Here is a 22,364-nt window from a genome sequence, read left to right as displayed (position 1 = left end):
CTCAAGGCCGCCGAGGGCACGGCCATGGAGCTGGACGACGCGGCCTTCCCGCTGCTGCGCGGCATCGACATCACCGACGACCCGAACGTCGCCTTCGACGGCGCCAACGTCGCCCTGCTCGTGGGCGCCCGCCCGCGCACCAAGGGCATGGAGCGCGGTGACCTGCTCTCCGCCAACGGCGGCATCTTCAAGCCGCAGGGCAAGGCCATCAACGACCACGCCGCCGACGACATCAAGGTCCTGGTCGTCGGCAACCCGGCGAACACGAACGCGCTGATCGCGCAGTCCGCCGCCCCCGACGTCCCGGCCGAGCGCTTCACCGCGATGACGCGGCTGGACCACAACCGGGCGATCGCGCAGCTCGCGAAGAAGACGGGTGCGGCCGTCGCCGACATCAAGCGCGTCACCATCTGGGGCAACCACTCCGCGACGCAGTACCCGGACATCTTCCACGCGGAGGTCGCGGGCAAGAGCGCGGCGGAGGTCGTCAACGACGAGCAGTGGCTCGCCGACACGTTCATCCCCACGGTGGCGAAGCGCGGCGCGGCGATCATCGAGGCGCGCGGCGCGTCCTCCGCGGCGTCGGCCGCGTCCGCGGCGCTGGACCACGTCCACACGTGGGTCAACGGCACGGCGGAGGGCGACTGGACGTCCATGGGCATCGTCTCCGACGGCTCCTACGGCGTGCCCGCCGGCCTCATCTCGTCCTTCCCCGTGACGACGAAGAACGGCACGTTCGAGATCGTCCAGGGCCTGGAGATCAACGCGTTCTCGCGCCCGCGGATCGACGCGTCCGTCAAGGAGCTGGAGGAGGAGCGCGCCGCCGTGCGCGAACTCGGCCTCATCTGAGCCCGGCCTTTTCTCGCCGCGACGCCCCGGGCTGCCCCGTGCCCGGGGCGTCGCGCTCTTCCCGCCGGTGGGAACTGCGCGCGCAACCACCCACCGGCGGACGGTCGTGCGACTCAGCTCACGTCCCGCCCCGGAGCGCCGTACACAGCAAGCTCAGCGCGTGCGTGAACGCGTGGTCGGGCGGGGTGCCGTAGCCCACGACGAGGGCGGGCGGGTGGGTGGGGGGAGCCCCGAAGGCCGGGAGGCCGGGCACGGACAGGCCCAGCCGGTGGGCGCGGGCCACCACCGCCTCGACCGGGCCCGCGTCGGCGGGCAGCTCCAGCACGGCGTGCAGCCCCGCGGCGATGCCGGACACGCGCACGCCCGGCGCGCAGCCGCCGAGCACCTCCACGACCCGGTCCCGCCGCGCGCGGTAGCGCGTCCGCATCCGGCGCACATGCCGGTCGTACGCCCCGGAGCGCAGGAACTCCGCCAGCGTCAGCTGGTCGAGCACCGCGGACTGGTGGTCGGCGATCCGCTTCTCGCGGACGACCGCGTCGAGCAGGTGCGGCGGCACCGCGAGCCAGGCGAGCCGCAGCGCGGGGGCGAGGCTCTTGCTGGCGGTTCCGGCGTAGACGACGTGGTCGGGCGCGAGTGCCTGGAGTGCGGCGACGGGCTGCCGGTCGTAGCGGAACTCCCCGTCGTAGTCGTCCTCCAGGACGATTCCGCCGGTGGAGCGGGCCCAGGCGACGACCGCGGTGCGCCGCGCGGGCGAGAGGCTGACCCCGAGCGGGAACTGGTGCGCGGGGGTGAGCAGCACCGCGGCGGCGTCGTCGGCCAGTTCCTCGACGCGGGCCCCGTCCGCGTCGACGGGCAGCGGGCGCGGGTCGAGGCCGGAGGCGCGCAGCACGGTGGGCACGTCGGGCAGCCCGACGCTCTCGTACGCGGCCCGGCGGGCGCCCCGCGCGTGCAGGACGCGGGCGAGCAGGCCCACGCCCTGGGTGTAGCCGGTGCAGATCACCAGGTGTTCGGGGTCGGTGCGCACCCCGCGGACGCGGGCGAGGTAGTCGGCGAGGGCGGTGCGCAGTTCGGGGCGGCCGCGCGGGTCGGTGTAGCCGAAGGCCTCGTTGGGGGCGGCGGTCAGCGCGCGGCGGGCGGCGCGCAGCCAGCCGGTGCGGGGGAAGGACCCGAGGTCGGGGGAGCCGGGCCACAGGACGTACGGCAGCCCGGAGTGGTGCGGGGTGAGTTCGGCGGGGCCGCTGCGGGGGCCTTCGGGGGTGCGCCGTCCGGTGCGGTGCGCGGGGACGGCGGGCCGCGGGGCGACCGTGGTGCCCGAGCCCTGCCGGGCGGTGAGCCAGCCCTCGGCGACGAGCTGCCCGTACGCGTCGGCGACGGTGTTGCGGGCGAGGGCGAGGTCGCGGGCCAGCACCCGGCTGGAGGGCAGGCGGGTGCCGGGGGTGAGCCGCCCGTCGCGTACGGCCGCGCGCAGCGCCTCCTCCAGCCCGGCCCGGGTGCGCTGGCCCGCGAGGTCCAGCAGGAGGTCGTAGTCGCCGCCGCCGCGCGTCGGCGTTCCGGGACCGGACGGATTGGCCCACTCGTTCATGCCTCTAGTGGACCATGGGGCGGTGCCACTTGGCGGATACGGTGAGGTCATGACCACGAACGAAGCAGCCGAGCCGACCGTCCCCGCCCCCGTCCGCCGCATCAACCTCATGGACCGCGCCCCGGACTTCTACGAGGCCATGTTCGCCCTCGACAAGGCCGCCGCCCGCGGCCTGGACCCGGTCGTGCGCGAGCTGGTCCGGGTCCGGGTCTCGCAGCTCAACGGCTGCGCCTTCTGTGTCGACAAGCACAGCCACGCGGCGCTCGCCGAGGGCATGACGCAGCAGAAGCTCATCGGCGTCACCGTGTGGCGTGAGACCCCCTTCTTCACCGCCCGTGAGCGGGCCGCGCTGGCGCTGGCGGAGGCCGTGACGGAGCTGGGCCCGCACGGTGTCGCGGACGACGTCTACGACGAGGCGGCGAAGCTCTTCGACGAGGACGAGATGCCGCGGCTCGTCGCGATGTGCGTGACGATGAACGCGTGGAACCGCATCGGCGTGACGTGCCGGCTCTCGCCGACCGCCCACCGGTAGGGACCTCAGACCGCGGCCGGTTCCCCGAAGCGGGTCAGGGCCAGGGCGCCGAGGACGGCGAGGGCGAAGCCGGTGACGGCGACGGGGGTCCAGCCGGGGCGGGTGTGGTCGTCGAGGGCGAGGACGCCGACGAGCGCGGGGGCGACCGTCTCGCCGACGACCATCGCGGCGGTCGCGGTCGTCACGGAGCCCTGGCCGAGGGCCGAGGTCAGCAGCAGGAAGGCGGCGCCGCCGCCGAGCAGCAGGGCGTAGAGGGCCGGGCCGGTCACCCCGTCGATCAGGCGGACGGCCACCTCGACGACGCCGAAGCCGAGCCCCGCCCCCAGGCCCAGGACGGCCGCGCGGGCCCTTACGGGGAGGCGCCCGCCGGCCGCGCCGATGAGCAGGACGCCCCCGGCGGCGACGAGCGTCCCCCAGCGCAGCGCGGTGCTGCCGTGCGCGCTCCCCTCGGCGCCGGAGGCGAGCCCCAGCAGGGCCAGGCCCCCGCAGACGACGCCCACCGCGGTCCACTCGGCGCGGCGCAGCGTCGTCCCGAGCAGCCGCCCGGCGGTGACCGCGGTGACGGCCAGGCTCGCGGCGAGCGCGGCTCCCACGGCGTAGATGGGCAGCCGCCGCAGGGCGATCAGCTCCATGCCGAACCCGGCGGCGTCCAGGGCGAGTCCGGCGAGGTAGACGCGCTGGGCCAGGGCGCGGGCGAGCAGCCGGGTGTCGACGCCCGAGCCGCTGCCGGGTTCGGCGGCCCGCGCGCCCTTCGCCTGGAGCACGGAGGCCACACCGAAGCACAAGGCCGCGCACAGCGCCGCCACCATCCCGAGAGTCACCCGGGCACCCTACGCGCTACGCGAGCAGCTCCTCCGCCCAGTGCTTGCCCGCGGCGGCGGGGGCGGGCGGGCAGGCGAAGAGGCCGGAGCCGACGTGCTGGATGTACTCGTTGAGGGCGTCGTGCCCGCCGAGTTTGGTCTGGAGCGGCACGAACTGTTTGCGCGGGTCCTTCTGGTAGGCGATGAAGAACAGGCCCGCGTCCAGTTCGCCGGTGGCGGGCACGATGCCGTCGGTGAAGGAGTAGCCGCGGCGCAGGATGCGCAGGCCCGCGTTGTTCTCGTGGGCAGCGAGGCGGATGTGCGCGCCCGCGGGGATGACGGGCTCGCTCGCCTTCTTCGCCGCGAAGTCCGGCTGGTCGGACTCCTTCGTGCCGGTCAGCGGCGCACCGGTGTACTTCGCGCGGCCGAAGACGGCCTCCTGGTCGGACAGGAAGTCGCGGTCCCACGCCTCGATGCGCATCCGGATGCGGCGCGCGACGAGGTAGCTGCCGCCGCGCATCCACGGCTGGTCGGTCTCGGAGCCGACCCACACGTGCCCGTCCATCAGGCTCTTGTCGTCACCGGCGATGTTGCGGGTGCCGTCCTTGAAGCCCATGAGGTTGCGCGGGGTCTCCTTGCCGCCGCCGTTGCCGGTGGCGTTGCCGAAGCCGAGCTGCGACCAGCGCATGACGACGGTGCCGCGGCCGATCCGGGCCAGGTTGCGGATGACGTGGAAGGCCACGATCGGGTCGTCGGCGCAGGCCTGGATGGCGAGGTCGCCGCCCGAGCGTTCGGCGTCCAGGTTCTCCGGGGGGAGCTTGGGCAGGTCGGCGAGCGCGGCGGGGCGGTGACCGGCGAGGCCGAAGCGCTCGTCGAAGAGCGAGGGGCCCAGGCCCAGGGTGATGGTCAGGTTGGCGGGGGAGAGCCCGTAGGCCTCGCCGGTGTCGGCGGGCGGCGCGGCCGGGTTGTCGTTGTCGCCGGGCACCGTTTTTCCCTGCGTCATCGCGGCGGCCGCGGCCGTCCACTGCTGCAGCAGGGTGCGCAGGGCGGCGCGGTTCTCCTCGACGGAGCCGCTGACGGTCAGGTCGTAGGTCGCGAAGGCCAGCCGGTCCTGGGCGGGGGTGGCGATGCCCGCCTGGTGGGTGCCGTAGAAGGGCACGGTGGTGGTCGCGGCCTTGTCGGGGGAGGACTTCCCGTCGTCGCTGCATCCGGCGAGCGCCGCTCCGGCGGAGCCCGCCAGGGCCGCGCCGCCGAGAGTGGCGAGCAGGCCCCGGCGGGTGGTGCCCGGCGCGCTCATCAGCCGTTCACCTTGCCGGCGACCTGGGAGAGCGGCTCGGCGAGGGCGTCGACCTTCTGGGTGAGTTCGCGGCGCTTGTCGTCGCCGACGGTGGAGTAGTCGACGTAGGCGCTGCCCTGCTTGTAGGGCTTGAGGGCGTCGAGCACGGCGGTGAACTGCGTGCTGACATTGCTCGACAGGCTCGCGTCGATCTTGTCCAGCGCGGGCTTGAGCAGGTCGAACGCCTTCTGCGCGCCGACGACGTTGGCCTCGAAGTCCGACAGGTCGGTGTGGCTGTAGCGGTCCTCCTCGCCGGTGACCTTGCTGGCGGCGACCTCGTCGAGCAGCCCGGTGGCGCCGTTGGCGAGCTGGGCGGGCTGGTAGGTGGTGGTGGCCACGAGGGTCTTGAGCTTGGCGACGTCCGCGTCGAGCTTGTCGGCGACGGGCTTCATGCCCGTCAGCGACTTGTCCTGCCACAGCGCCTTCTCCAGCCGGTGGAAGCCGGTCCACTTGGTGGCGTCGGTGACGTCGTCCTCGCGCGCGTCGAGGTCCGGGTCGAGGTCGCCGAAGCTCTCCGCGACGGGCTCGACCTCCTCGTAGTAGTAGCGGGCCTGCGCGAAGGACGCCTCGGCCTTGGCCATGTCCCCGGCGCGCACCGCGTCGGTGAAGGTCTTGGTGGCGGGCAGCAGCTTGTCGACCTCGGCTATCACATACGCCTGGTAGCCGGTGGTGGCCTGCGTCAGCAGCGCCTTGACGGCCGGGTCCTGGGAGGGCGCGGCGGCCGTGCCGGTCACCGTGAAGGCGCTCTTCTCGGTCTTCGCGTTGGGGCAGTACATCTCGTACTTGCCGCCCTTGAGGGTCAGCGAGAAGCTGCCGGACAGGCCCGGGGTGAGGTTCTCCTTCTCGCCCATGATGGTGTCGCCGCTGAGCAGCTCGGCCTCGGTGACCTTGCTGGCGCTGACGTTCTTGACCTGGAAGGTCACCGGGCCCGCGGGCACGGAGGCGGGGGAGGGCTTGCAGCCGTCGTCGGTCAGGTTGACGGTGACCTTCGGGGAGCCCTTGGGCGCGCTGTCGTCCTTGCTCTTCGCACACCCGGTGGCGACCAGCCCGGCGATGGCCAGCAGGCCGGTGGCCCGCAGCACGCGGGGGGTGGTGGTGGACATGGACATGGGCGGGCGCTCCTAGGACGTGTCAGCGAAGAGAGGGAGATACGAGATACGGGGACGGGCGGGACGGCGGTGCGGGTCAGCTGCCGGACGCGGCGGCGGGCTTGGGGGCCGGGCGCTTGCCGCCGCGCGGCCAGCCGACGAACGCGAGCATCGGCAGGGCGTAGACCACCCACACCGTGACCTCGGCGGTGGTCGGCTGCGGCTGCACCCCGAGCACACCGGTGAACAGCGAGGACAGTACGGTGCCGGGCCGGACCAGCCAGCTCAGGTCGAGCGCCTGGGACTGCCCGGCGTCGATCCAGCCCGCCTCGTGCGCGGTGTGCGCGACCGTCATCACGAGCCCGGCCGCGACGAGCACCAGCACCAGGCCGGTGATCTTGAAGAAGCGGCCCATGTTGAACTTCACGCCGCCGCGGTAGATGCCGTAGCCGATGACGACCGCGATGGCGATGCCGATGAAGGCGCCCGTGGTGCCGGTGCCGACGCTGGTGCTGTTCTGGATGACCGAGACCAGGAAGACCGCGGTCTCGAAGCCCTCGCGCAGCACCGCGAGGAAGGCCATCACGACCAGCGCGCGGGCCGAGCCCTGGGCCAGCGCGCTCGCCGCCTGGCCCTCCAGCTCGCGCTTCATGCCGCGGGCGTGCTTGTTCATCCACAGGATCATGCCGGTGACCATGACGACGGCGAGCGCGCCGATGACGGTCTCCATCGCCTCCTGCTGCTGCTGCGGCAGCTCGCGGGAGAGCGTGACGAGGCCGATGCCGATGCCGAGGCAGACCACGACCGCGATGGACACGCCGATCCAGACCTGGCGCAGCGCGTCGCGGCGGCCGTTGCGCCCCAGGAAGGCGGCGATGATGCCCACGATGAGGGACGCCTCGATGCCTTCACGCAAACCGATGACGAGGGTGGGGATCACCTGCGTAGTCCTTCCAGGGCAGCCGTATGCGATGGTTAGGCTAGCCTAAGTTCTGAACGCCGCAGGCCGCGGGTGCTAACGATCGGGCAAAATCTCCGGCCCTCCCCGTGTCGGGTGCTAGACGGCGAGCGAGGCCCGCAGCCGGTCCAGCGACCAGTCCAGGTCGTCCTTGGAGATGACCAGCGGCGGGGCCAGCCGGATCGTCTCGGTGTGGGTGTCCTTGACCAGCACCCCGCGCGTCAGCAGATCCTCCGACACCGCCCGGCCCGTACCGCGCTCCGGCGGGATGTCCAGCCCCGCCCACAGCCCCCGGCCGCGCACCTGCGTCAGCAGGCCCGCGCCCAGCAGCCCGGCCAGCTCGGCGTGCAGGTGGTCGCCCAGCTCGGCGGCCCGCGCCTGGTACTCGCCGCCGCGCAGCATCGCGACGACCTCCAGGCCGACCGCGCAGGCCAGCGGGTTGCCGCCGAAGGTCGAGCCGTGCTCGCCGGGCCGGAAGACGCCCAGCACCTCGCGCGAGGACACCACCGCCGAGACCGGCACCACGCCGCCGCCGAGCGCCTTGCCCAGCACGTACATGTCCGGCACCACGCCCTCGTGCTCGCACGCGAAGGTGCGCCCGGTGCGGCCCAGGCCCGACTGGATCTCGTCGGCGACGAACAGCACCCCGCGCTCGGCGGTGATCCGCCGCACCCCGGCGAGGTAGCCCGGCGGCGGCACGAGCACGCCCGCCTCGCCCTGGATCGGCTCCAGCAGCACCGCCACCGTGTCGTCGTCGATCGCCGCCTCCAGTGCGGCCAGGTCGCCGTAGGGCACGACCTCGAAGCCGGGGGTGTACGGGCCGAAGTCCGCGCGGGCCTCGGGGTCGGTGGAGAAGCTGATGATCGTGGTGGTGCGGCCGTGGAAGTTGCCGTCCGCGACGACGATCTTCGCCCGCCCGTCCGGTACGCCCTTGACCCGGTAGCCCCACTTGCGGGCGGTCTTCACCGCGGTCTCCACCGCCTCCGCGCCCGTGTTCATGGGCAGCACCATCTCCATGCCGCACAGCTCGGCCAGCTCGGCGCAGAAACGGGCGAAGCGGTCGTGGTGGAAGGCCCGCGAGGTCAGCGTGACCCGCTCCAGCTGCGCCTTCGCGGCCGCGATCAGCCGGGGATGGGCGTGCCCGAAGTTCAGCGCCGAGTAGCCGGCGAGCATGTCCACGTAACGGCGGCCCTCGACGTCGGTGACCCAGGCGCCCTCCGCCTCGGTGATCACCACGGGCAGCGGGTGGTAGTTGTGCGCGCTGTACGTCTCGGCCTCGGCGATCTGCCGCTCGGTGGCCGTCCGCGCCTCGGGACCGGGGATGCTGCTGCTCCGCTGTGTCACTTCGCGTACTCCGTTCGTCGTGCGTCGGGAGCCAGGCGGCGGGCGGACGGCCCGGTCGGGCCGCGGCGCGGGCCTGGAGCGGGGGCGGGGTGGTGCCCCCAGTGCATTTGTCTGGTGTTTCTATCGTCGCTCACCGGGGCCCGCGCGAAACCTTCCCGCGCTCGCGCTCTTGCGCCGCAGATGCGCCCGCCGTGATCGGGGGTATGGGTCCGTGGCCCGACCTGAGAGAATGGTGGACATGGCCTCTCGTCCCCGCGCCCTTTCGGGCATCCAGCCCACTGCCGGTTCCTTCCACCTGGGCAATTACCTCGGTGCGATCCGGCAGTACGTGGCGCTCCAGGAGTCCCACGACGCCTTCTACATGGTCGTGGACCTGCACGCGATCACGGTGCCGCAGGATCCCGCGGAGCTGCGCGCGAACACCCGGCTGGCCGCCGCGCAGCTGCTGGCGGCGGGGCTCGACCCGGACCGCTGCACGCTCTTCGTGCAGAGCCATGTGCCCGAGCACGCGCAGCTCGGCTGGGTCATGAACTGCATCACGGGATTCGGTGAGGCCTCCCGTATGACGCAGTTCAAGGACAAGTCCGCGCGGCACGGCGCCGACCGCGCCACCGTCGGCCTGTTCACGTACCCGCTCCTCCAGGTCGCCGACATCCTGCTGTACCAGGCGGACGCGGTGCCGGTCGGCGAGGACCAGCGCCAGCACATCGAGCTGACCCGCGACCTGGCCGAGCGCTTCAACGGCCGCTTCGGGCAGACCTTCACGATCCCGGCGCCGCACATCGTCCGGGAGACGGCGAAGATCTACGACCTCCAGGACCCGAGCGCCAAGATGAGCAAATCGGCGGCCACCCCGAAGGGCCTGGTCAACCTGCTCGACGACCCGAAGGTCTCGGCGAAGAAGTTCCGCAGCGCCGTCACCGACACCGACACGGTCATCCGGTACGACGAAAAGGAAAAGCCGGGCGTCAGCAATCTGCTCACCATTCACTCCGCCCTCACCGGTACCGGAATTCCGGAACTGGAACGACAGTACGAGGGCAAGGGCTACGGTGCGCTCAAGACCGACCTCGCGGAGATCTTCGTGGAGTGGGTCACGCCGTTCCACGAGCGTACGAAGGAGTATCTGGGAGACCCCGAGTCCCTGGACTCGGTCCTCGCCAAGGGCGCCGAGAAGGCCCGGAGCGTGGCGGCGGAGACGCTGGCCGCGGCCTACGACCGGATCGGTTTCGTGCCCGCCAAGCACTGACCGCGGCGCGAGGCCGGCGCCGGGGCCCGTGCCCGGAGGGCGCGGTCGCGGGCCGGGGCCGTTCGGGGTACACCGGGTGTGACGGGTCCGGCGGGGATACCGGACCCGGCGGGGGAACGGGGCTTTCGGGGAAAGGCACGCGCCCGCGCGCTCGCGGGCAGGGCACCGACCTGGGGGAAAAGGGGTGAACGCATGGAGACCACCACGACGATCGGCGTGTCCCTCGCGGTCCCGGAGCCGTACGGGCGGCTGCTCCAGGAGCGGCGGGCCGGATTCGGCGACCCGGCCGCGTACGCCATCCCCACCCATGTGACGCTGCTGCCGCCCACCGAGGTCGGCCGCGACGAGCTGCCGCCCTTCCGCCGCCACCTCGCGAAGGTCGCCGCCGAGGGCCGCCCCTTCGCGATGCGGCTGCACGGCACGGACACCTTCCGCCCGCTGTCCCCGGTGGTCTACGTCCGCCTCGCCGAGGGCGCCGCCGACTGCGCGGACCTCCAGGAGCGGCTGCGCTCCGGCCCCGTCGAACGGGAGCTGCAGTTCCCCTACCACCCGCACGTCACCGTCGCCCACGCCATCGCCGAGCCGTCCCTCGACCGCGCCCAGCGCGAGCTGGCCGACTTCGCCGCCGCCTGGACCGCGACCGGCTTCGCCCTCTACGAGCAGGGCGGTGACGGCGTGTGGCGGAAGATGCGCGAATACCCTTTCGGCGCTGAGCCCCCGTCCCCCTCCGTCCCCCACCAGGGCGCGGTCCACTCGGCGGCGAGCCCGTTCTGAGCCGCGGGCCCGGCGCTCAGACCGGGTCGGTGTCCTTCGGCACCGCGACCCGGACCTCGTGCAGCCCGGCCCGCTCCAGTTCCTCGACGAGGACCGCGAGCAGCCCCGCGCGCATCGGCCCGGGTATCTCGCCCTTGCAGTCCAGGTAGATCCAGGGGCCGCGCGGCGAGTGCCTCACGTCGGAGAAGTAGTTCGGCGTGTACAGGCCCGAGTCGTCCGCCGCGTCCTCGTCGGCGTACTCACGCCCGTCCTCGGCGACGAGCATGAAGCGTTCGCAGGCACGCTCCAGCGCCCGCGCGGCGGGCCCCGGGTCGGCCGCGCCCAGGACGATCAGCGACTCGTTCGCGCACGCGCTGCCGTCGTCGCGTGCGAAGACCGCCGGTTCGATCTCGATGCCCATCCCGCTGCCCCCGTTCGCCCGTCTCCGCGGGCCGTGATCCTGACGTCCGATCAGAACCGTAGCCGCTGCCACTGACAGCGCGCCGCGAGACCGGAGGCCGCGCGCGGACCTCCTTGACAGCCCCGTCGGTGGAATGCCAGTTTGTATCGATCCAATGTAGCGATACAAACTCGGGAGTCCACCGTGCCCGCCACCTCAGCGGCCACCGCCGCCACCGCCGTGATCAACCTCGATCTCGAAGGCCCCCGTATCAGCCGCCACCTGTACGGGCACTTCGCCGAGCACCTGGGGCGCTGCGTCTACGGCGGTTTCTGGGTCGGCGAGGACTCGGACATCCCCCACGAGGGCGGGATCCGGCTCGACGTCGTCGAGGCGCTGCGCGCGCTGCACATCCCCAACCTGCGCTGGCCGGGGGGCTGCTTCGCCGACGAGTACCACTGGAAGGACGGCGTCGGGCCGCGCGACGGGCGGCCGCGCATGGTCAACACCCACTGGGGCGACGTCGAGGAGAACAACCACTTCGGCACGCACGAGTTCATGGCCCTGTGCGAGCTGCTGGGCGCCGAGCCGTACATCAACGGCAACGTCGGCAGCGGCACCGTGCAGGAGATGAGCGAGTGGGTGGAGTACCTGACGCGGGACGGCGACAGCCCCATGGTGCGGATGCGCAAGGCCAACGGGCGCGACGAGCCGTGGAAGGTCCCCTTCTGGGGCATCGGCAACGAGACCTGGGGCTGCGGCGGCAACATGCGCGCCGAGTACTCCGCCGACCTCGCCCGGCAGTACGCCACCTACTGCCGCGACCACGGCGACAACACCCTCTACCGCGTCGCGTCCGGCGCCAACGGCGACGACTTCAAGTGGACCGAGACGCTCATGCAGCAGATCAGCTGCTTCGGCTGCGAGGCCACCCCGCGCACCTTCTTCCAGGGCGTCTCCGTCCACCACTACACCCTGGCCGGGCCGTGGGAGGCGAAGGGCAGCGCGACCGCCTTCGACACCGCCGACTACTACCGCACGATGGCCTCGGCCCGCCGCATCGACCGCGTCCTCACCGGCCACAGCGCGGTCATGGACGTCTACGACCCGGGCCGCGCGGTCGGCCTGGTCCTCGACGAGTGGGGCACGTGGTGGGACGTCGAGCCCGGCACCAACCCCGGCTTCCTGTTCCAGCAGAACACGATGCGCGACGCCCTGGTCGCCGCCACCCACTTCGACGTCTTCCACCGGCACGCCGCCCGCCTGGTCATGGCGAACATCGCACAGACCGTCAACGTCCTCCAGGCGATGCTGCTGACGGACGGCGACACGCTCGTGCGCACCCCGACCTACCATGTCTTCGAGATGAACAAGGGACACCACGACGCCGCCTCGCTCGCCGTCCACCTGCGCACGACCGCGGGCAACGCCCGCCGCACGGTGGGGGACACCGAGCTGGACACGCTGTCCGCGTCCGCGAGCGTCAAGGACGGCACGCTGCTGGTCTCGCTCAGCAACCTGGACGCCGAGGAGAGCGCCGAGATCACCCTCGACCTGCGCGGCGGCGGCGTCGGCACGCCGACCGCCCGGCTGCTGACGGCGGACCGGGTGCAGGCGCACAACACCCCCGCGGCGCCGGACGCGGTGGCGCCGCGCGCCTTCGACGCCGTCGCGGTGACCGGGCGCGGGCTCGTCCTCACACTGCCCCCGCACTCCTTCGTCACGCTCAGCGCACCGCTGGCGGCCTGACGCGATGGCGACGATCCAGGACGTCGCGAAGGCGGCCGGAGTCTCACCGATGACGGTCTCCAACGTCATCAACGGCCACCCCCACGTCCGCCCCGCGACCGCCGCGAAGGTCCGCGACGCGATGGCCGCGCTCGGCTACCGGGTCAACGTCGCCGCCCGCAATCTGCGCAAGGGCCGCACCGGCACGATCGGCCTGGCCGTCCCGGAGATCAACCGCCCCTACTACGGGCGGCTGGCCGCCGCCGTCATCACCGCCGCCGCGCGGCACGGGCTGCGGGTCGGCATCGAGCAGACCGGCGCGCTGCGGGAGAACGAGGTCGCGGCCCTGGAGCTGTCCCGCACCCGGCTCTACGACGGGCTGATCCTCAGCGCGGTCGGCATGGGCGCGGCCGACGCGGAGTGGCTGAAGGTCGACCACCCGGTGGTGCTGCTCGGCGAGCGGGTCTTCGGCGGGCCCGTCGACCACGTGGCCATGCCCAACGCGGAGGCCGCGCGTGCCGCGACCGCCCACCTGGCCGCGCGGGGCTGCCGCCGCATCGCCGTCGTGTGCGGGCCGGTCGGCCCCGGGCCGGGGGTGTCCGCGCTGCGGCTGGCCGGTTACCGGCAGGCCCTCGCGGACGCGGGCCTGCCCGCCGACCCCGCCCTGGTGCGCACCGCGCCCGAGCTGACGATGGCGGCGGGCGCCGCCTGCGCGCGGGAGCTGGCCGACTCGGCGGCGGGCGCGGACGGGGTCTTCTGCGTGACGGACACCGTCGCGATGGGGGTGCTGCGCGGGTTCGCCGACCGCGGGGTGCGGGTGCCGGAGGACGTCAAGGTCGTCGGCTTCGACGACATCGACGAGGCGGCCTTCCTCGTCCCGTCCCTGACGACGGTGGACCCGGACCACGACGCGATGGCCCGCACCACCGTGGAACTGCTGGTCCGCCGACTGGAGGCGGACGGGGCCGGGGCGCCGCCGCGGGAGGTCGTGGGGCCGTTCTCGCTGGTCGTCAGGGAGTCCACCGGGGGGTGACACGGCGGTGCCCCGCCGGGATCGCCGGCGGGGCACCCTTCACGTCAGGGGCGTTCAGCGGTGGCTGTGGCCCCACGACTCGGTGTCCACGACGTGCCCGCGGGCGTCGCGCAGGGTCGCGCGGTCGCCGCCGCGCTCCCACAGCGAGCGGTTGCCGCCCTGGTAGAGGTCGCGGGAGGTGTCGCGCCCGCGGCCGCTGTGGACCCGCACCGACTCGTGCGCGCGCAGCGTGACACGGCCGAAGCGGTAGACGTGGTGGTCGGAGTCGGTGAGCGTCCAGCGGTCGAGGCTGACGGCGCGGCGGCCCTCGTTGGTGACCGTGATCCACTCGTCGTTCAGCCCGCGGGCCGAGCGCGCGTCACGCGTGTGGTGGACGCTGCCGAGGGCGACCTGGGCGCCCATCTGCTGGTGCCGTCCGTGCCGGTCGGGCGCGGCGGACGCCGGGAGTGCGACGGCGGTGACGAGCGCGCCGGCCGCGAGCACGGTCGCGGCCAGGCGGGATGCGATACGGGACACGGGGTCCCCTTTCGTGTTGGTGCCGTTCTTCGTGGCCCGGCGCGGGATGGCCGCGCCGGATGAGCACACGGTCGCCCCGGCACCCCGGCGGCGGCACGCAGGGCGGCACCGTGTTACCGATTCCGGACAATTCCGTAATCGTCGGCTGCGTGGCGCATGAAACCACCGGTTCGGTGTGTCGTTCGTACGGTCCGCGTAAGCCCGGGTACGGCGGGCGTGCGGCGCCCGGCGGCAGCGGTCCGCCACCCCGCGGGCCACCCCGAACGCCCGCCCGGACGGCGGCCCCGCCGGGACCCGCGCACGTAACGCCTCAGCGGCGGTGGGAGACGGCCAGCTCGGTGAGATAACGCTTCGTCACCCGGCCCCCGTACCGCCCGTCGATGAGCGTGCCCAGGCAGCCCAGCAGGCCGTCGCGGGCGGGCCCGGGGAGGGCGCGGTGACCGGAGTAGGTCAGCAGCAGGTCCAGGTACTCGGCCGTGGTGTACGTCAGATCGCGCTCGTAGCGGCGGAAGAGCGTCGGCCCGAAGCGGCGGCTGCGGGCGACCTCCACGGCGTGGTCCGAACCGTCCACATCGGCCGCCGCGGGCGGGCGCAGGCCCGGCTCGGTGGCCGGGTCGAACCGCTCGTAGCACGCCTGCGCCTCGGCGAAGAAGTCCTCGGTGCCGCCCCGCACGTGCTGCGTGCGGACGACGGCGAGCGCCCCGCCCGGCCGCAGCGCGTCCGCGGCCTTGGCGACCCGCACCGCCGGGTCGATCCAGTGGAAGGCCGTCGCGGCGAGCACCGTGTCGTACGGCTGCGCGGGCAGCTCCCACGCCTCGAACACCGCCGTCACGACCTCGGTGTCCGCGCCCAGCCTGCGCCGGGCCACCGCCGCCATCCGCGGCCCCGCCTCCACCGCCGTCACCCGGCACCCGCGCGCCGCCAGCGGCACGGTCGCCTGCCCCGTCCCGCACCCCACCTCCAGCACCCGGCTGCCGGGCACCGCCCCGGCCAGCCGCGCGAGATCCCCGTACAGGCGCTCCGGATAGCCGGGGCGAGCCCGGTCGTAGCGTTCGGCGTCCTCGTCGAAGGTCCGGGCGAGCCGGACCCGCCGGTCCTCGGCGGGCCGGTCGTCGCGCACCACTTACGGGGTCCAGCGCAGCGTCATGTCGGGGAGGTTCTCCATGTTGCGCTCCCCGTCGTTCGTGTCCAGCACCGTGAAGCCGTGCCGCGCGTAGAAGGCCCGCGCCTCGGTGTTCTGCTGGAAGACGTGCAGGGACAGGCCGTCGGGGCTGTGCTGCCGGACGACGTCCAGCAGCAGCGTCCCGACGCCCTGGCGGCGCGCCTCGGGACGCAGGTAGAGCGCGTCGAGCAGATCCCCTTCGAGGGCCGCGTACCCCACGACCTCCCCGCCGGGGCGCTCCGCGACCCACACCCGGCAGTCCCTGAGCACGATCTCCCGGATCCACCGGGCCACTTGGTCGTGCGTCCGCTTCTGCGGGGGCAGGTAGGGCATCGCGGCGGCCCGCGAGTCCATGTGCACCCGTGCGATGACGTCGGCGTCCTCGGCCGCCGCCGTCCGGATCCTGACCCTGCTGCTCGCCTCGCCCGTGTCCCCCACGCGCGCGACGCTACTCTTGCCGCCCTGTGCGGCTCCACCGGATTTCCGCCGGGTGCCGCTTTTCGTCGCGGGGGGACGTGCGCTCCGGGGTGCCACCGGGGGTGCTTTGCGCGGCCTTCTCGCCGTCGTGGCTGGTCGCGCAGTTCCCCGCGCCCCTGAAAAACGCTCACCCAGCGCGCCTGAAAAACGCTCGCCCTCGCGGGGAGCCGGGCGCCCTTAAAACGCTCGCTCAGCGCGCCTGAAAAGCGCTCACCCCGTCTGCGGAGGCCGGCGGTTCCGTCAGAGGTCGGCTGCGTGGAGGTAGACCGGTAGGTCGGAGCGGGAGATGGCGGTGCGTTCGAAGGGGAGGCCGATCTTCTCGGCCACCCGCTGGGAGGGGAGGTTCTCCGGGCGGATGATCGCGACGAGTCGCTTCGCGTCGAGTACGTCCCGCGCGAAGTCACGGCAGGCGGCAGCCGCTTCCGTGGCGTAGCCGTGGCCCTGGAGGGCGGCGCGGACGTGGTAGCCGACCTCGATCTCGGTGACGTCCTCGATGAGTTGCGGGGTGAGGCCGCAGTCGCCGACGAACTCGCCGGTGTCACGCAGGGTGACGATCCACAGTCCGTGTCCCGCCTCGCGGTACAGGCGGCGGTTCCACGCGATCCAGTCGGCCGCCTCCTCCCGCGACTTGGGCCGCGGGTAGTACCGCATGACGTCGGGGTCCCCGAGCAGCGCGGCCATGGCGTCGAGGTCGTTCTCGGTCATCTGGCGGAAGGCGAGCCGCGCGGTGGGCAGCGGCACCAGGTCCTGGGACAGCAAGAAGGCCTCCTTCCGGCGGATGAGCAGCGACACTACACGCTCCGTGAACGCCGAACCGTTTTGCCCGGCGCGTCGGGGTGTGCCTAGTGTCCTGCTCATGACCGCCACGTACCCCGGGCCCGTGATCCTCACCGGCCGCACCGTCCGGCTCGAACCGCTCACGCCCGCCCACCTGCCCGACCTGTTCGCCGCGGGCGGCGGTGACGAGGAGCTGTGGCGCTGGCAGGGCGGTCCCGCCCCGCGCACCGAGGAGGAGTTGGCGCAGCGCCTGCGGATCGTCCTGGAGGGGCCGTACGTGCCTTTCGCCGTCGTGCACGTGCCGTCGGACCGGGCGGTCGGCTGGACGACGTACATGGACGTGGACGTCCCCAACGAGCGCCTGGAGATCGGCTGGACGTGGTACGGCCGCGCGTACTGGCGCAGCTCCGTCAACACCGAGGCCAAGCTCCTGCTGCTGACGCACGCCTTCGAGGAACTCGGCATGGGCCGCGTCCAGCTCAAGACCGACCACCTCAACCTCCGCTCCCAGGCGGCCATCGCGCGGCTGGGCGCGCAGCGCGAGGGCGTCCTGCGCCGCCACCGCCGCCGCCCGGACGGCACCTGGCGCGACACCGTCTACTTCTCGATCCTGGCGGACGAGTGGCCGGCCGCGAAGTCCGCCCTCACCTCCCGGCTGGCGGCGCACGCGGGCTGACCTCAGGCCGCGGCCACCGCGATGTCCAGGACGTAGGAGCGCTGCCCGGCCAGGTAGACGTGGCCCGCGCGGTAGGCGATGCCCTCCGGGAAGTAGCAGGGGAAGCCGCGCGCGGGCACGTCCTTGTGGACGTCGCAGGTGTCGGAGACGGCCGACGTGGTGCTGGACGCGACGACGTCGATCCGGCCGTCGTGGACGTGGACGACGTAGTCGCCGTGCCCCTGGCGCCGGAAGGCGAGCGCGTAGACGCCGCCGGACCCGTCGGACGCGAGGGACGCCGGTTCCAGGTCGGACGTCGGCACGTCCGTGCCCGCGGGCCGGTCCGGGACGGCGAGCCGGTGCGGCGGCTGCCCGCCGCCGGGCACGACGACGACGTCCGCGAGCGAGACCGTGCTGCCGTAGGGGACCAGGAAGGCGGTGCCGTCGGGCCCGGCGGCCGACATCTGCCCCTCGAAGGCGGGCAGGTGATCGGCCGCGGGCTTTACGGCGGCCTGCCGGAAGCGCCGCGTCAGCCGCCCGCCGCTGAGCGCCCACACGGCGGTGCCGTCCGCGACGACGACCGTGCCGTCCTGCTGCACCGCCAGCGGTGTCACCTCGCGGGTGAAGCGGAAGCCCGCCGCGGTCGCGCTCTCCGGCACCGGCGCGGTGAGGGAGCGGAAGGTGCCCGCGGTGCCCGCCAGTACCGTGATCCGGCCGTCGTCCGGGGCGACGGCCACCAGCTGGCCGTCCTCACCCGCGAGCATGGTGCCGTCGCCGCGGAGGACCAGCCCGCTCATCCCGCGGTCCTGGTGCCACGGGCGGCCCGCCTGCTGCCCCGAGGCGTCGGTCCACGGGCCGTCCTTGCCGAGCCGGACCAGCCGCTCGCCGGTGTCGACGTAGACCGTGCCGTCCGCGGCCACGGCCACACCGCGCGTGGCGCCGGAGTCCTCCGGGCCGATGTCCCCGTCGGCGGCCGTGCGTGCGAGCACGCGCGCCTGTCCGGCCTTCGGCGGTCCCGCGGGTCCGGAGTGCCCGCCGCACGCGGTCAGGGCGAGCAGCCCGGCCGCGGCCGCGGCGGCGCACCGCCCGCGCAGCGCCGTCCGGTGTGTCATGTGCGGTCCCCCTCCGCCGTCCCCCCGGCCCCTCGCGGATCAGCGTGCCACGGCGGGCCCGCGAGCCCCCCGGCCCCCGGGAAGACGTGACGTCCCCGTGATCCCGCCGGGCGGGGCGGCGGTCACCGCTGCCGCAGCCCGAGTTCCGGCGTCTGTTCCTGGCCGGTCCGGGCCGCGGGCAGCGGCTCGTCCGCGCTCGGGCGCTGCTCGCGGCGCAGCGCGCGCAGGCCGCGGATGCCGAGCACGCCGATCGCGGTGCCGAGGACGGTGGAGACCACGGCCAGGGTGAGGTGGATCCAGAAGTAGGCCGTCGGCGACGAGTGGTCGCCGTCGTGGAAGGCCAGGCCGCTGGTGTCCTTCCACAAATTCTTGACAAAGGTGGTCCAGACGATCCAGGACCAGACCCCGAAGGCGGCGAGGAACCAGGAGACCGGGCGACTGAGCTTCATACGTCCCAGTATGTGCCGCCCGCCCCACGTGGTGTGCGGCGGGGGAGGGGGGCAGTCCGGGACCTGAGGGGCGCGCGGACATCTTCGCCCTGTACGTTCGGGCGGGTGCTGACGTCTCTCACCGCACCTGACCGCCCCGCGAGGCCGCGCCCCGCCCGGCGCCGCCGAGCTGCGGGGGCCCTCGCGAGCCTCACCGCCGCCCTGCTGCTGGGCGGCACCGTCTGCGCGGGGACGGCCGGCGCCGCGCCCGCCCGCGCGCCCAAGGTCCCGCAGCCGCCGGCGCAGATGTCGACGACCGGCGGCGACCGGCTGGGGGTGCCCGGCACACAGGTGGACCTGTCGGGCGGCGCCCCGGCGCTGCCCGCGAAGCTGACCGCCCGCTCGTGGCTGGTCGCGGACGCCGAGACCGGCGACATCCTCGCGGAGCACAACGCGCACTGGCAGCTGGCCCCGGCCAGCACCCTGAAGATGCTCTTCGCGGACACGGTGCTGCCGAAGTTCCCGCAGACGCAGACGCATGTCGTCGCCGCGAGCGACCTCAAGGGCATGGGCGAGGGCAGCAGCCTGGTCGGCATACAGGAGAACCACCCGTACACGGTCAAGGACCTGTGGCTCGGGGTCTTCCTGCGCTCGGGCAACGACGCCGTGCACGTGCTCGCCGCGATGAACGGCGGCGTGCCCAAGACGGTGGCCGACATGAACGCCATGGCCAAGGAGCTGCAGGCGGGCGACACCAACGTCGTCACGCCGGACGGCTACGACGAGCCGGGCCAGCACAGCAGCGCGTACGACCTCACGCTCTTCGCCCGTCAGGGCCTGCTGAACGCGGACTTCCGCGCCTACTGCTCGACCGTCGTCGCGCAGTTCCCCGGCGACTTCACGAAGGACAAGAAGACCGGCAAGAAGGTCCGCGGGTCCTTCCAGATCCAGAACACCGACCGCCTGCTCAGCGGCGACTACGACCTGAAGCGCTACCCGGGCATCGCCGGTGTGAAGAACGGCAACACCACGAACGCGGGCGCCACCTACACCGGTGTCGCCCAGCGCGACGGGCGGACGCTGCTGGTCACGGTCATGAACCCGGCGCCCGGTCACAACAACGTCTACCGCGAGGCCGCCTCGCTGCTGGACTGGGGCTTCAAGGCGGGCACCACCGCCAAGCCTGTCGGCACGCTGGTGCCGCCGCTGAGCCAGGTCAGGGCGTCGCAGGAGGCCTCGGCGAGCGCGGCCGCGAAGGCGCCGGGCAAGCACGTGGACGCCTCGGCGAGCGCGACCTCGTCCTCCGGCGGCGGCGTCTGGACGGCCGCGGGGATAGCGCTCGGCACGGTCGTGGTGCTCGGTTCCGTCGTGGCCGTCATCCGCCGCCGGCGCCCGCTGCCGGGCGAGGCGTCCGGGTCCGGCATCGGATCCGGCCTCGGGTCCGGCACCGGCTCGGGCGGGCCGCGCGGCTCGGGCGGCGGGCGGCGCCGCGGCCACCGCAGACGCTGAGCCCCGCACCGCCGGGGAGGACCGTCAGCCCAGCTCGCGCGTCATGAAGGTGCTGTACGGGTCGGGCCGGTAGTCGCCGAAGGGCGGGCATTCGGTGAAGCCGAACTTGGCGTAGAGGCGGCGGGCGGGCAGGAACGGCTCGTCGCTGCCCGTCTCCAGGCTCAGCCGGGTGAAGCCCCGCGCGGCGGCCTCGTCGAGGATGTGCGTGAGCAGCAGCGACGCGATGCCGCCGCGCTGCCGCGCGGGCCGGGTGCGCATCGACTTCAGCTCGGCGTGCCGCGCGTCGAGCGCCTTGAGGGCGCCGCAGCCGACGACGGGCCCGGTGCCGTCGTCGCCCTCCCGTACCGACCAGAAGGTGACGCCGGGCGCGCGCAGGGCGTCGAGGTCGAGGGCGTGGGTGCTCTCGGGCGGTGAGAGCGAGCGCATGTGCGCCAGGTGCTCGTGGAGGAAGTCGGCTATCTCGGGGCCCGAGAGGTCGTCGGTCGCGATGTGCATGCGGTACGGGTCTTTTCTCTGCTGGCGCGTGGTGCGGGCGGACCGCCCCGGGTGGCGGGCGGTTGCCTGAATTCTCCCCTCCGTTTGTTACGGGCTGATCTCGTGCCCCTCCCGCGGGGGCAGCTGCGGCTTCCAGCGGGTGGCCCCGCCGCCCTCCTCGGGCAGCGCCGGGTGCGGGCCCAGCGGGTCGGGCGGGTAGCGCGGGGTGGCGGTCCAGGCGGCGCAGAACAGCAGCAGCTTGGCCATGAAGTTGAACCACAGCAGCAGCGCGATGGGTGTGCCGAAGGCCCCGTAGATGTTGCGCCCGGCGACGCGCTGGAGGTAGCCGCTGAGGGCGACCTTGAGGATCTCCAGACCGGCCGCCCCGATCGTCGCGGCCACCACCACGGCCTGCCGGGGCGGGTCCACGCCGGGGGTGAAGGTGAGCAGGTAGACCAGGATGAGGAAGTCGGCGACCACCGCCAGCAGATAGCCGACGACGGTCAGCGCGATGCGCCCGGCGCCGTGCTCCGACAGTCCGATGTGGTCGGCGGACCAGTTGACCGCGGCCGTCGCGAAGCCGGACGCGCCGAGCGAGACGAGTACGGCGACGCCGAGCCCCACCAGGATCACCCCGTCGGTGAGCTTGGCCTTCACCGGGTTCGGGTGTACGTCGTCCTTGTGCCACACCGCGCGCAGGCAGTCGCGCAGCGAGCTGACCCAGCCGATACCGGTGAAGAGCAGCGCGCCGGACGCGATGAGGCCGACCGTGCCGGCGTTGGCGACCAGGCCGTGGATGTCGATCTGGTCGGCGATGCCGGGGATCTGGTCGACGAGCTTGTTCTCCAGCCGGCTCAGCTGGCCCTGCGACAGCAGGGCCGCGCCCACCGCGGCCGCGACGGTGATGAGCGGGAAGAGCGCCAGGAAGCTCGTGAAGGTCATCGCGGCCGCCAGCCGCGTCCAGTGCACGTCCTGGAGGTGGTCGAAGGCCCGGTAGGCGTGGGTCCGCATCGCACGTTCCACGCGCGGCTTGATACGGCGGTCGTACCACGGCCCGAGCCGCGGACCGATCCACGGGATACGGGTCAGCCAGTCCATGTGGGTCGGCTACCCTCGTCGGCCCGCCGCACGCCGCGACTGCGCCGGGTGGCGGAACGGAAGACCAGCGTGCGGGTGCCCCAGAAGCGCAGCGCGGTCGCCAGCACCATGCCGACGACCCCGCCTGACACGACGTCGGCCCGCGCGCTGGTGAGGCCCAGCACGTAGTGCGACACGGCCAGGCACAGCAGTTGCACGCCCGCGCCCGCCGCGTTGACGGCGAAGAAGACCCCGTAGCGGCGCACCCGCGGTGTCGCCGCGACCCGGCGCCGGTATGTGCCCAGGGCGTTGCCGTTGTACGCCACCCCGCATCCGGCCAGAAAGGACAGCGCCTTGGCGGAGAGCGGCCCGAGCCCGGCGTGCCCGCGCAGCCAGATGAAAAGGGCGAGGTCCGCGGCATAGGCGGCGCCCCCGGCCAGGGCGAATCCGGCGACCTCCGGGAGTACGGCACGTATGCGCGCCGGAAGCAGCGCCGCGATTCTCCCGGCCGGGCGGGGCGGGCGG

At 73.5% G+C, this 22,364-nt stretch carries 24 protein-coding genes; 8 read left to right on the top strand and 16 right to left on the bottom strand.

Annotation, left to right across the window (positions count from 1 at the left end):
• Positions 1-849: malate dehydrogenase (locus tag ACWERV_RS28205; RefSeq protein WP_452938230.1), on the top strand; the 849-nt coding region annotated here is incomplete at its 5' end.
• Positions 850-967: 118 nt separating this feature from the next.
• Here the strand turns inward: ACWERV_RS28205 and pdxR are convergent.
• On the bottom strand, positions 968-2,431 hold the full coding sequence (pdxR, locus tag ACWERV_RS28200) for a MocR-like pyridoxine biosynthesis transcription factor PdxR (protein ID WP_452938227.1): 1,464 nt from the start codon (positions 2,429-2,431) through the stop codon (positions 968-970).
• Between the two features lie 49 nt (positions 2,432-2,480).
• On the opposite strand from pdxR, the gene ACWERV_RS28195 reads away from it, so the two are divergent.
• Complete coding sequence (locus tag ACWERV_RS28195) at positions 2,481-2,963, top strand: carboxymuconolactone decarboxylase family protein (protein ID WP_452938224.1); 483 nt, start codon at positions 2,481-2,483, stop codon at positions 2,961-2,963.
• Between the two features lie 5 nt (positions 2,964-2,968).
• On the opposite strand, the gene ACWERV_RS28190 is transcribed toward ACWERV_RS28195, so the two are convergent.
• From ACWERV_RS28190 to rocD, 5 genes are all read right to left on the bottom strand, one after another.
• Positions 2,969-3,784, bottom strand: coding sequence for a hypothetical protein (locus tag ACWERV_RS28190; RefSeq protein ID WP_398185086.1), 816 nt, complete (start codon positions 3,782-3,784; stop codon positions 2,969-2,971).
• Positions 3,785-3,800: 16 nt separating this feature from the next.
• Entirely contained in the window at positions 3,801-5,060 is a 1,260-nt protein-coding gene (efeB, locus tag ACWERV_RS28185; protein ID WP_452938221.1) for an iron uptake transporter deferrochelatase/peroxidase subunit, read from the bottom strand.
• Positions 5,060-6,208, bottom strand: a complete 1,149-nt coding sequence (gene efeO / locus ACWERV_RS28180) for an iron uptake system protein EfeO (RefSeq protein WP_452938218.1) — start codon at positions 6,206-6,208, stop codon at positions 5,060-5,062. Before efeO ends, efeB begins: the two co-directional genes overlap by 1 nt.
• 76 nt (positions 6,209-6,284) lie before the next feature.
• The gene (efeU, locus tag ACWERV_RS28175; RefSeq protein WP_452938215.1) at positions 6,285-7,127 is read right to left on the bottom strand and encodes an iron uptake transporter permease EfeU; all 843 of its coding nucleotides are present in this window, start codon (positions 7,125-7,127) and stop codon (positions 6,285-6,287) included.
• 117 nt (positions 7,128-7,244) lie between these two features.
• Positions 7,245-8,489, bottom strand: a complete 1,245-nt coding sequence (gene rocD, locus ACWERV_RS28170) for an ornithine--oxo-acid transaminase (protein WP_452938212.1) — start codon at positions 8,487-8,489, stop codon at positions 7,245-7,247.
• 229 nt (positions 8,490-8,718) lie between these two features.
• Between rocD and trpS the strand changes: the two genes are divergently transcribed.
• Entirely contained in the window at positions 8,719-9,738 is a 1,020-nt protein-coding gene (gene trpS, locus ACWERV_RS28165; protein WP_452938240.1) for a tryptophan--tRNA ligase, read from the top strand.
• Positions 9,739-9,930: 192 nt separating this feature from the next.
• Entirely contained in the window at positions 9,931-10,512 is a 582-nt protein-coding gene (locus tag ACWERV_RS28160; RefSeq protein ID WP_452938210.1) for a 2'-5' RNA ligase family protein, read from the top strand.
• Positions 10,513-10,528: 16 nt separating this feature from the next.
• Here ACWERV_RS28160 and ACWERV_RS28155 read toward each other — a convergent pair whose 3' ends face one another.
• Complete coding sequence (locus tag ACWERV_RS28155) at positions 10,529-10,912, bottom strand: hypothetical protein (protein WP_452938207.1); 384 nt, start codon at positions 10,910-10,912, stop codon at positions 10,529-10,531.
• A gap of 183 nt (positions 10,913-11,095) precedes the next feature.
• Here ACWERV_RS28155 and ACWERV_RS28150 point away from each other — a divergent pair, with 183 nt between their 5' ends.
• The gene (locus tag ACWERV_RS28150; protein WP_452938204.1) at positions 11,096-12,640 is read left to right on the top strand and encodes an alpha-N-arabinofuranosidase; all 1,545 of its coding nucleotides are present in this window, start codon (positions 11,096-11,098) and stop codon (positions 12,638-12,640) included.
• A gap of 4 nt (positions 12,641-12,644) precedes the next feature.
• Entirely contained in the window at positions 12,645-13,652 is a 1,008-nt protein-coding gene (locus ACWERV_RS28145) for a LacI family DNA-binding transcriptional regulator (RefSeq protein WP_452938202.1), read from the top strand.
• Positions 13,653-13,706: 54 nt separating this feature from the next.
• Here ACWERV_RS28145 and ACWERV_RS28140 read toward each other — a convergent pair whose 3' ends face one another.
• The 4 genes from ACWERV_RS28140 to ACWERV_RS28125 form a co-directional block, all read right to left on the bottom strand.
• Positions 13,707-14,168: a lamin tail domain-containing protein gene (locus ACWERV_RS28140; RefSeq protein WP_398185059.1), complete on the bottom strand. Its 462-nt coding sequence runs from the start codon at positions 14,166-14,168 to the stop codon at positions 13,707-13,709.
• Positions 14,169-14,478: 310 nt separating this feature from the next.
• A complete protein-coding gene (locus ACWERV_RS28135; protein ID WP_398185846.1) occupies positions 14,479-15,288 on the bottom strand; it encodes a class I SAM-dependent methyltransferase in 810 nt (269 codons plus the stop codon).
• A 3-nt stretch (positions 15,289-15,291) separates the two neighbouring features.
• A complete protein-coding gene (locus tag ACWERV_RS28130) occupies positions 15,292-15,684 on the bottom strand; it encodes an N-acetyltransferase family protein (protein ID WP_452938238.1) in 393 nt (130 codons plus the stop codon).
• Between the two features lie 363 nt (positions 15,685-16,047).
• A complete protein-coding gene (locus tag ACWERV_RS28125; RefSeq protein ID WP_398185053.1) occupies positions 16,048-16,566 on the bottom strand; it encodes a GNAT family N-acetyltransferase in 519 nt (172 codons plus the stop codon).
• A gap of 97 nt (positions 16,567-16,663) precedes the next feature.
• On the opposite strand from ACWERV_RS28125, the gene ACWERV_RS28120 reads away from it, so the two are divergent.
• Entirely contained in the window at positions 16,664-17,260 is a 597-nt protein-coding gene (locus ACWERV_RS28120) for a GNAT family N-acetyltransferase (RefSeq protein ID WP_452938199.1), read from the top strand.
• A gap of 2 nt (positions 17,261-17,262) precedes the next feature.
• Here ACWERV_RS28120 and ACWERV_RS28115 read toward each other — a convergent pair whose 3' ends face one another.
• Together ACWERV_RS28115 and ACWERV_RS28110 are read right to left on the bottom strand one after the other, a co-directional pair.
• Positions 17,263-18,351 carry a hypothetical protein gene (locus ACWERV_RS28115; RefSeq protein WP_452938197.1) on the bottom strand — a complete coding sequence of 363 codons (1,089 nt, stop codon included), beginning with the start codon at positions 18,349-18,351 and terminating at the stop codon, positions 17,263-17,265.
• 122 nt (positions 18,352-18,473) lie between these two features.
• Positions 18,474-18,800: an SCO4848 family membrane protein gene (locus tag ACWERV_RS28110; RefSeq protein WP_398185043.1), complete on the bottom strand. Its 327-nt coding sequence runs from the start codon at positions 18,798-18,800 to the stop codon at positions 18,474-18,476.
• Between the two features lie 105 nt (positions 18,801-18,905).
• Between ACWERV_RS28110 and ACWERV_RS28105 the strand changes: the two genes are divergently transcribed.
• A complete protein-coding gene (locus tag ACWERV_RS28105) occupies positions 18,906-20,288 on the top strand; it encodes a D-alanyl-D-alanine carboxypeptidase family protein (protein ID WP_452938194.1) in 1,383 nt (460 codons plus the stop codon).
• Positions 20,289-20,312: 24 nt separating this feature from the next.
• Here the strand turns inward: ACWERV_RS28105 and ACWERV_RS28100 are convergent, their stop codons facing one another.
• The 3 genes from ACWERV_RS28100 to ACWERV_RS28090 form a co-directional block, all read right to left on the bottom strand.
• Positions 20,313-20,783, bottom strand: coding sequence for a GNAT family N-acetyltransferase (locus ACWERV_RS28100; protein WP_398185038.1), 471 nt, complete (start codon positions 20,781-20,783; stop codon positions 20,313-20,315).
• An 87-nt stretch (positions 20,784-20,870) separates the two neighbouring features.
• The gene (locus ACWERV_RS28095) at positions 20,871-21,860 is read right to left on the bottom strand and encodes a YihY/virulence factor BrkB family protein (RefSeq protein WP_452938190.1); all 990 of its coding nucleotides are present in this window, start codon (positions 21,858-21,860) and stop codon (positions 20,871-20,873) included.
• Positions 21,848-22,330: a GtrA family protein gene (locus tag ACWERV_RS28090; protein ID WP_398185843.1), complete on the bottom strand. Its 483-nt coding sequence runs from the start codon at positions 22,328-22,330 to the stop codon at positions 21,848-21,850. The genes ACWERV_RS28095 and ACWERV_RS28090 overlap by 13 nt, the downstream gene beginning before the upstream one ends.
• Positions 22,331-22,364 lie beyond the last annotated feature (34 nt).

The organism is Streptomyces sp. NPDC004031, assembly GCF_053604375.1.
The sequence above is the reverse complement of the archived record's forward strand: the minus strand, read 5'-3'. Positions and strand labels throughout refer to the sequence as shown.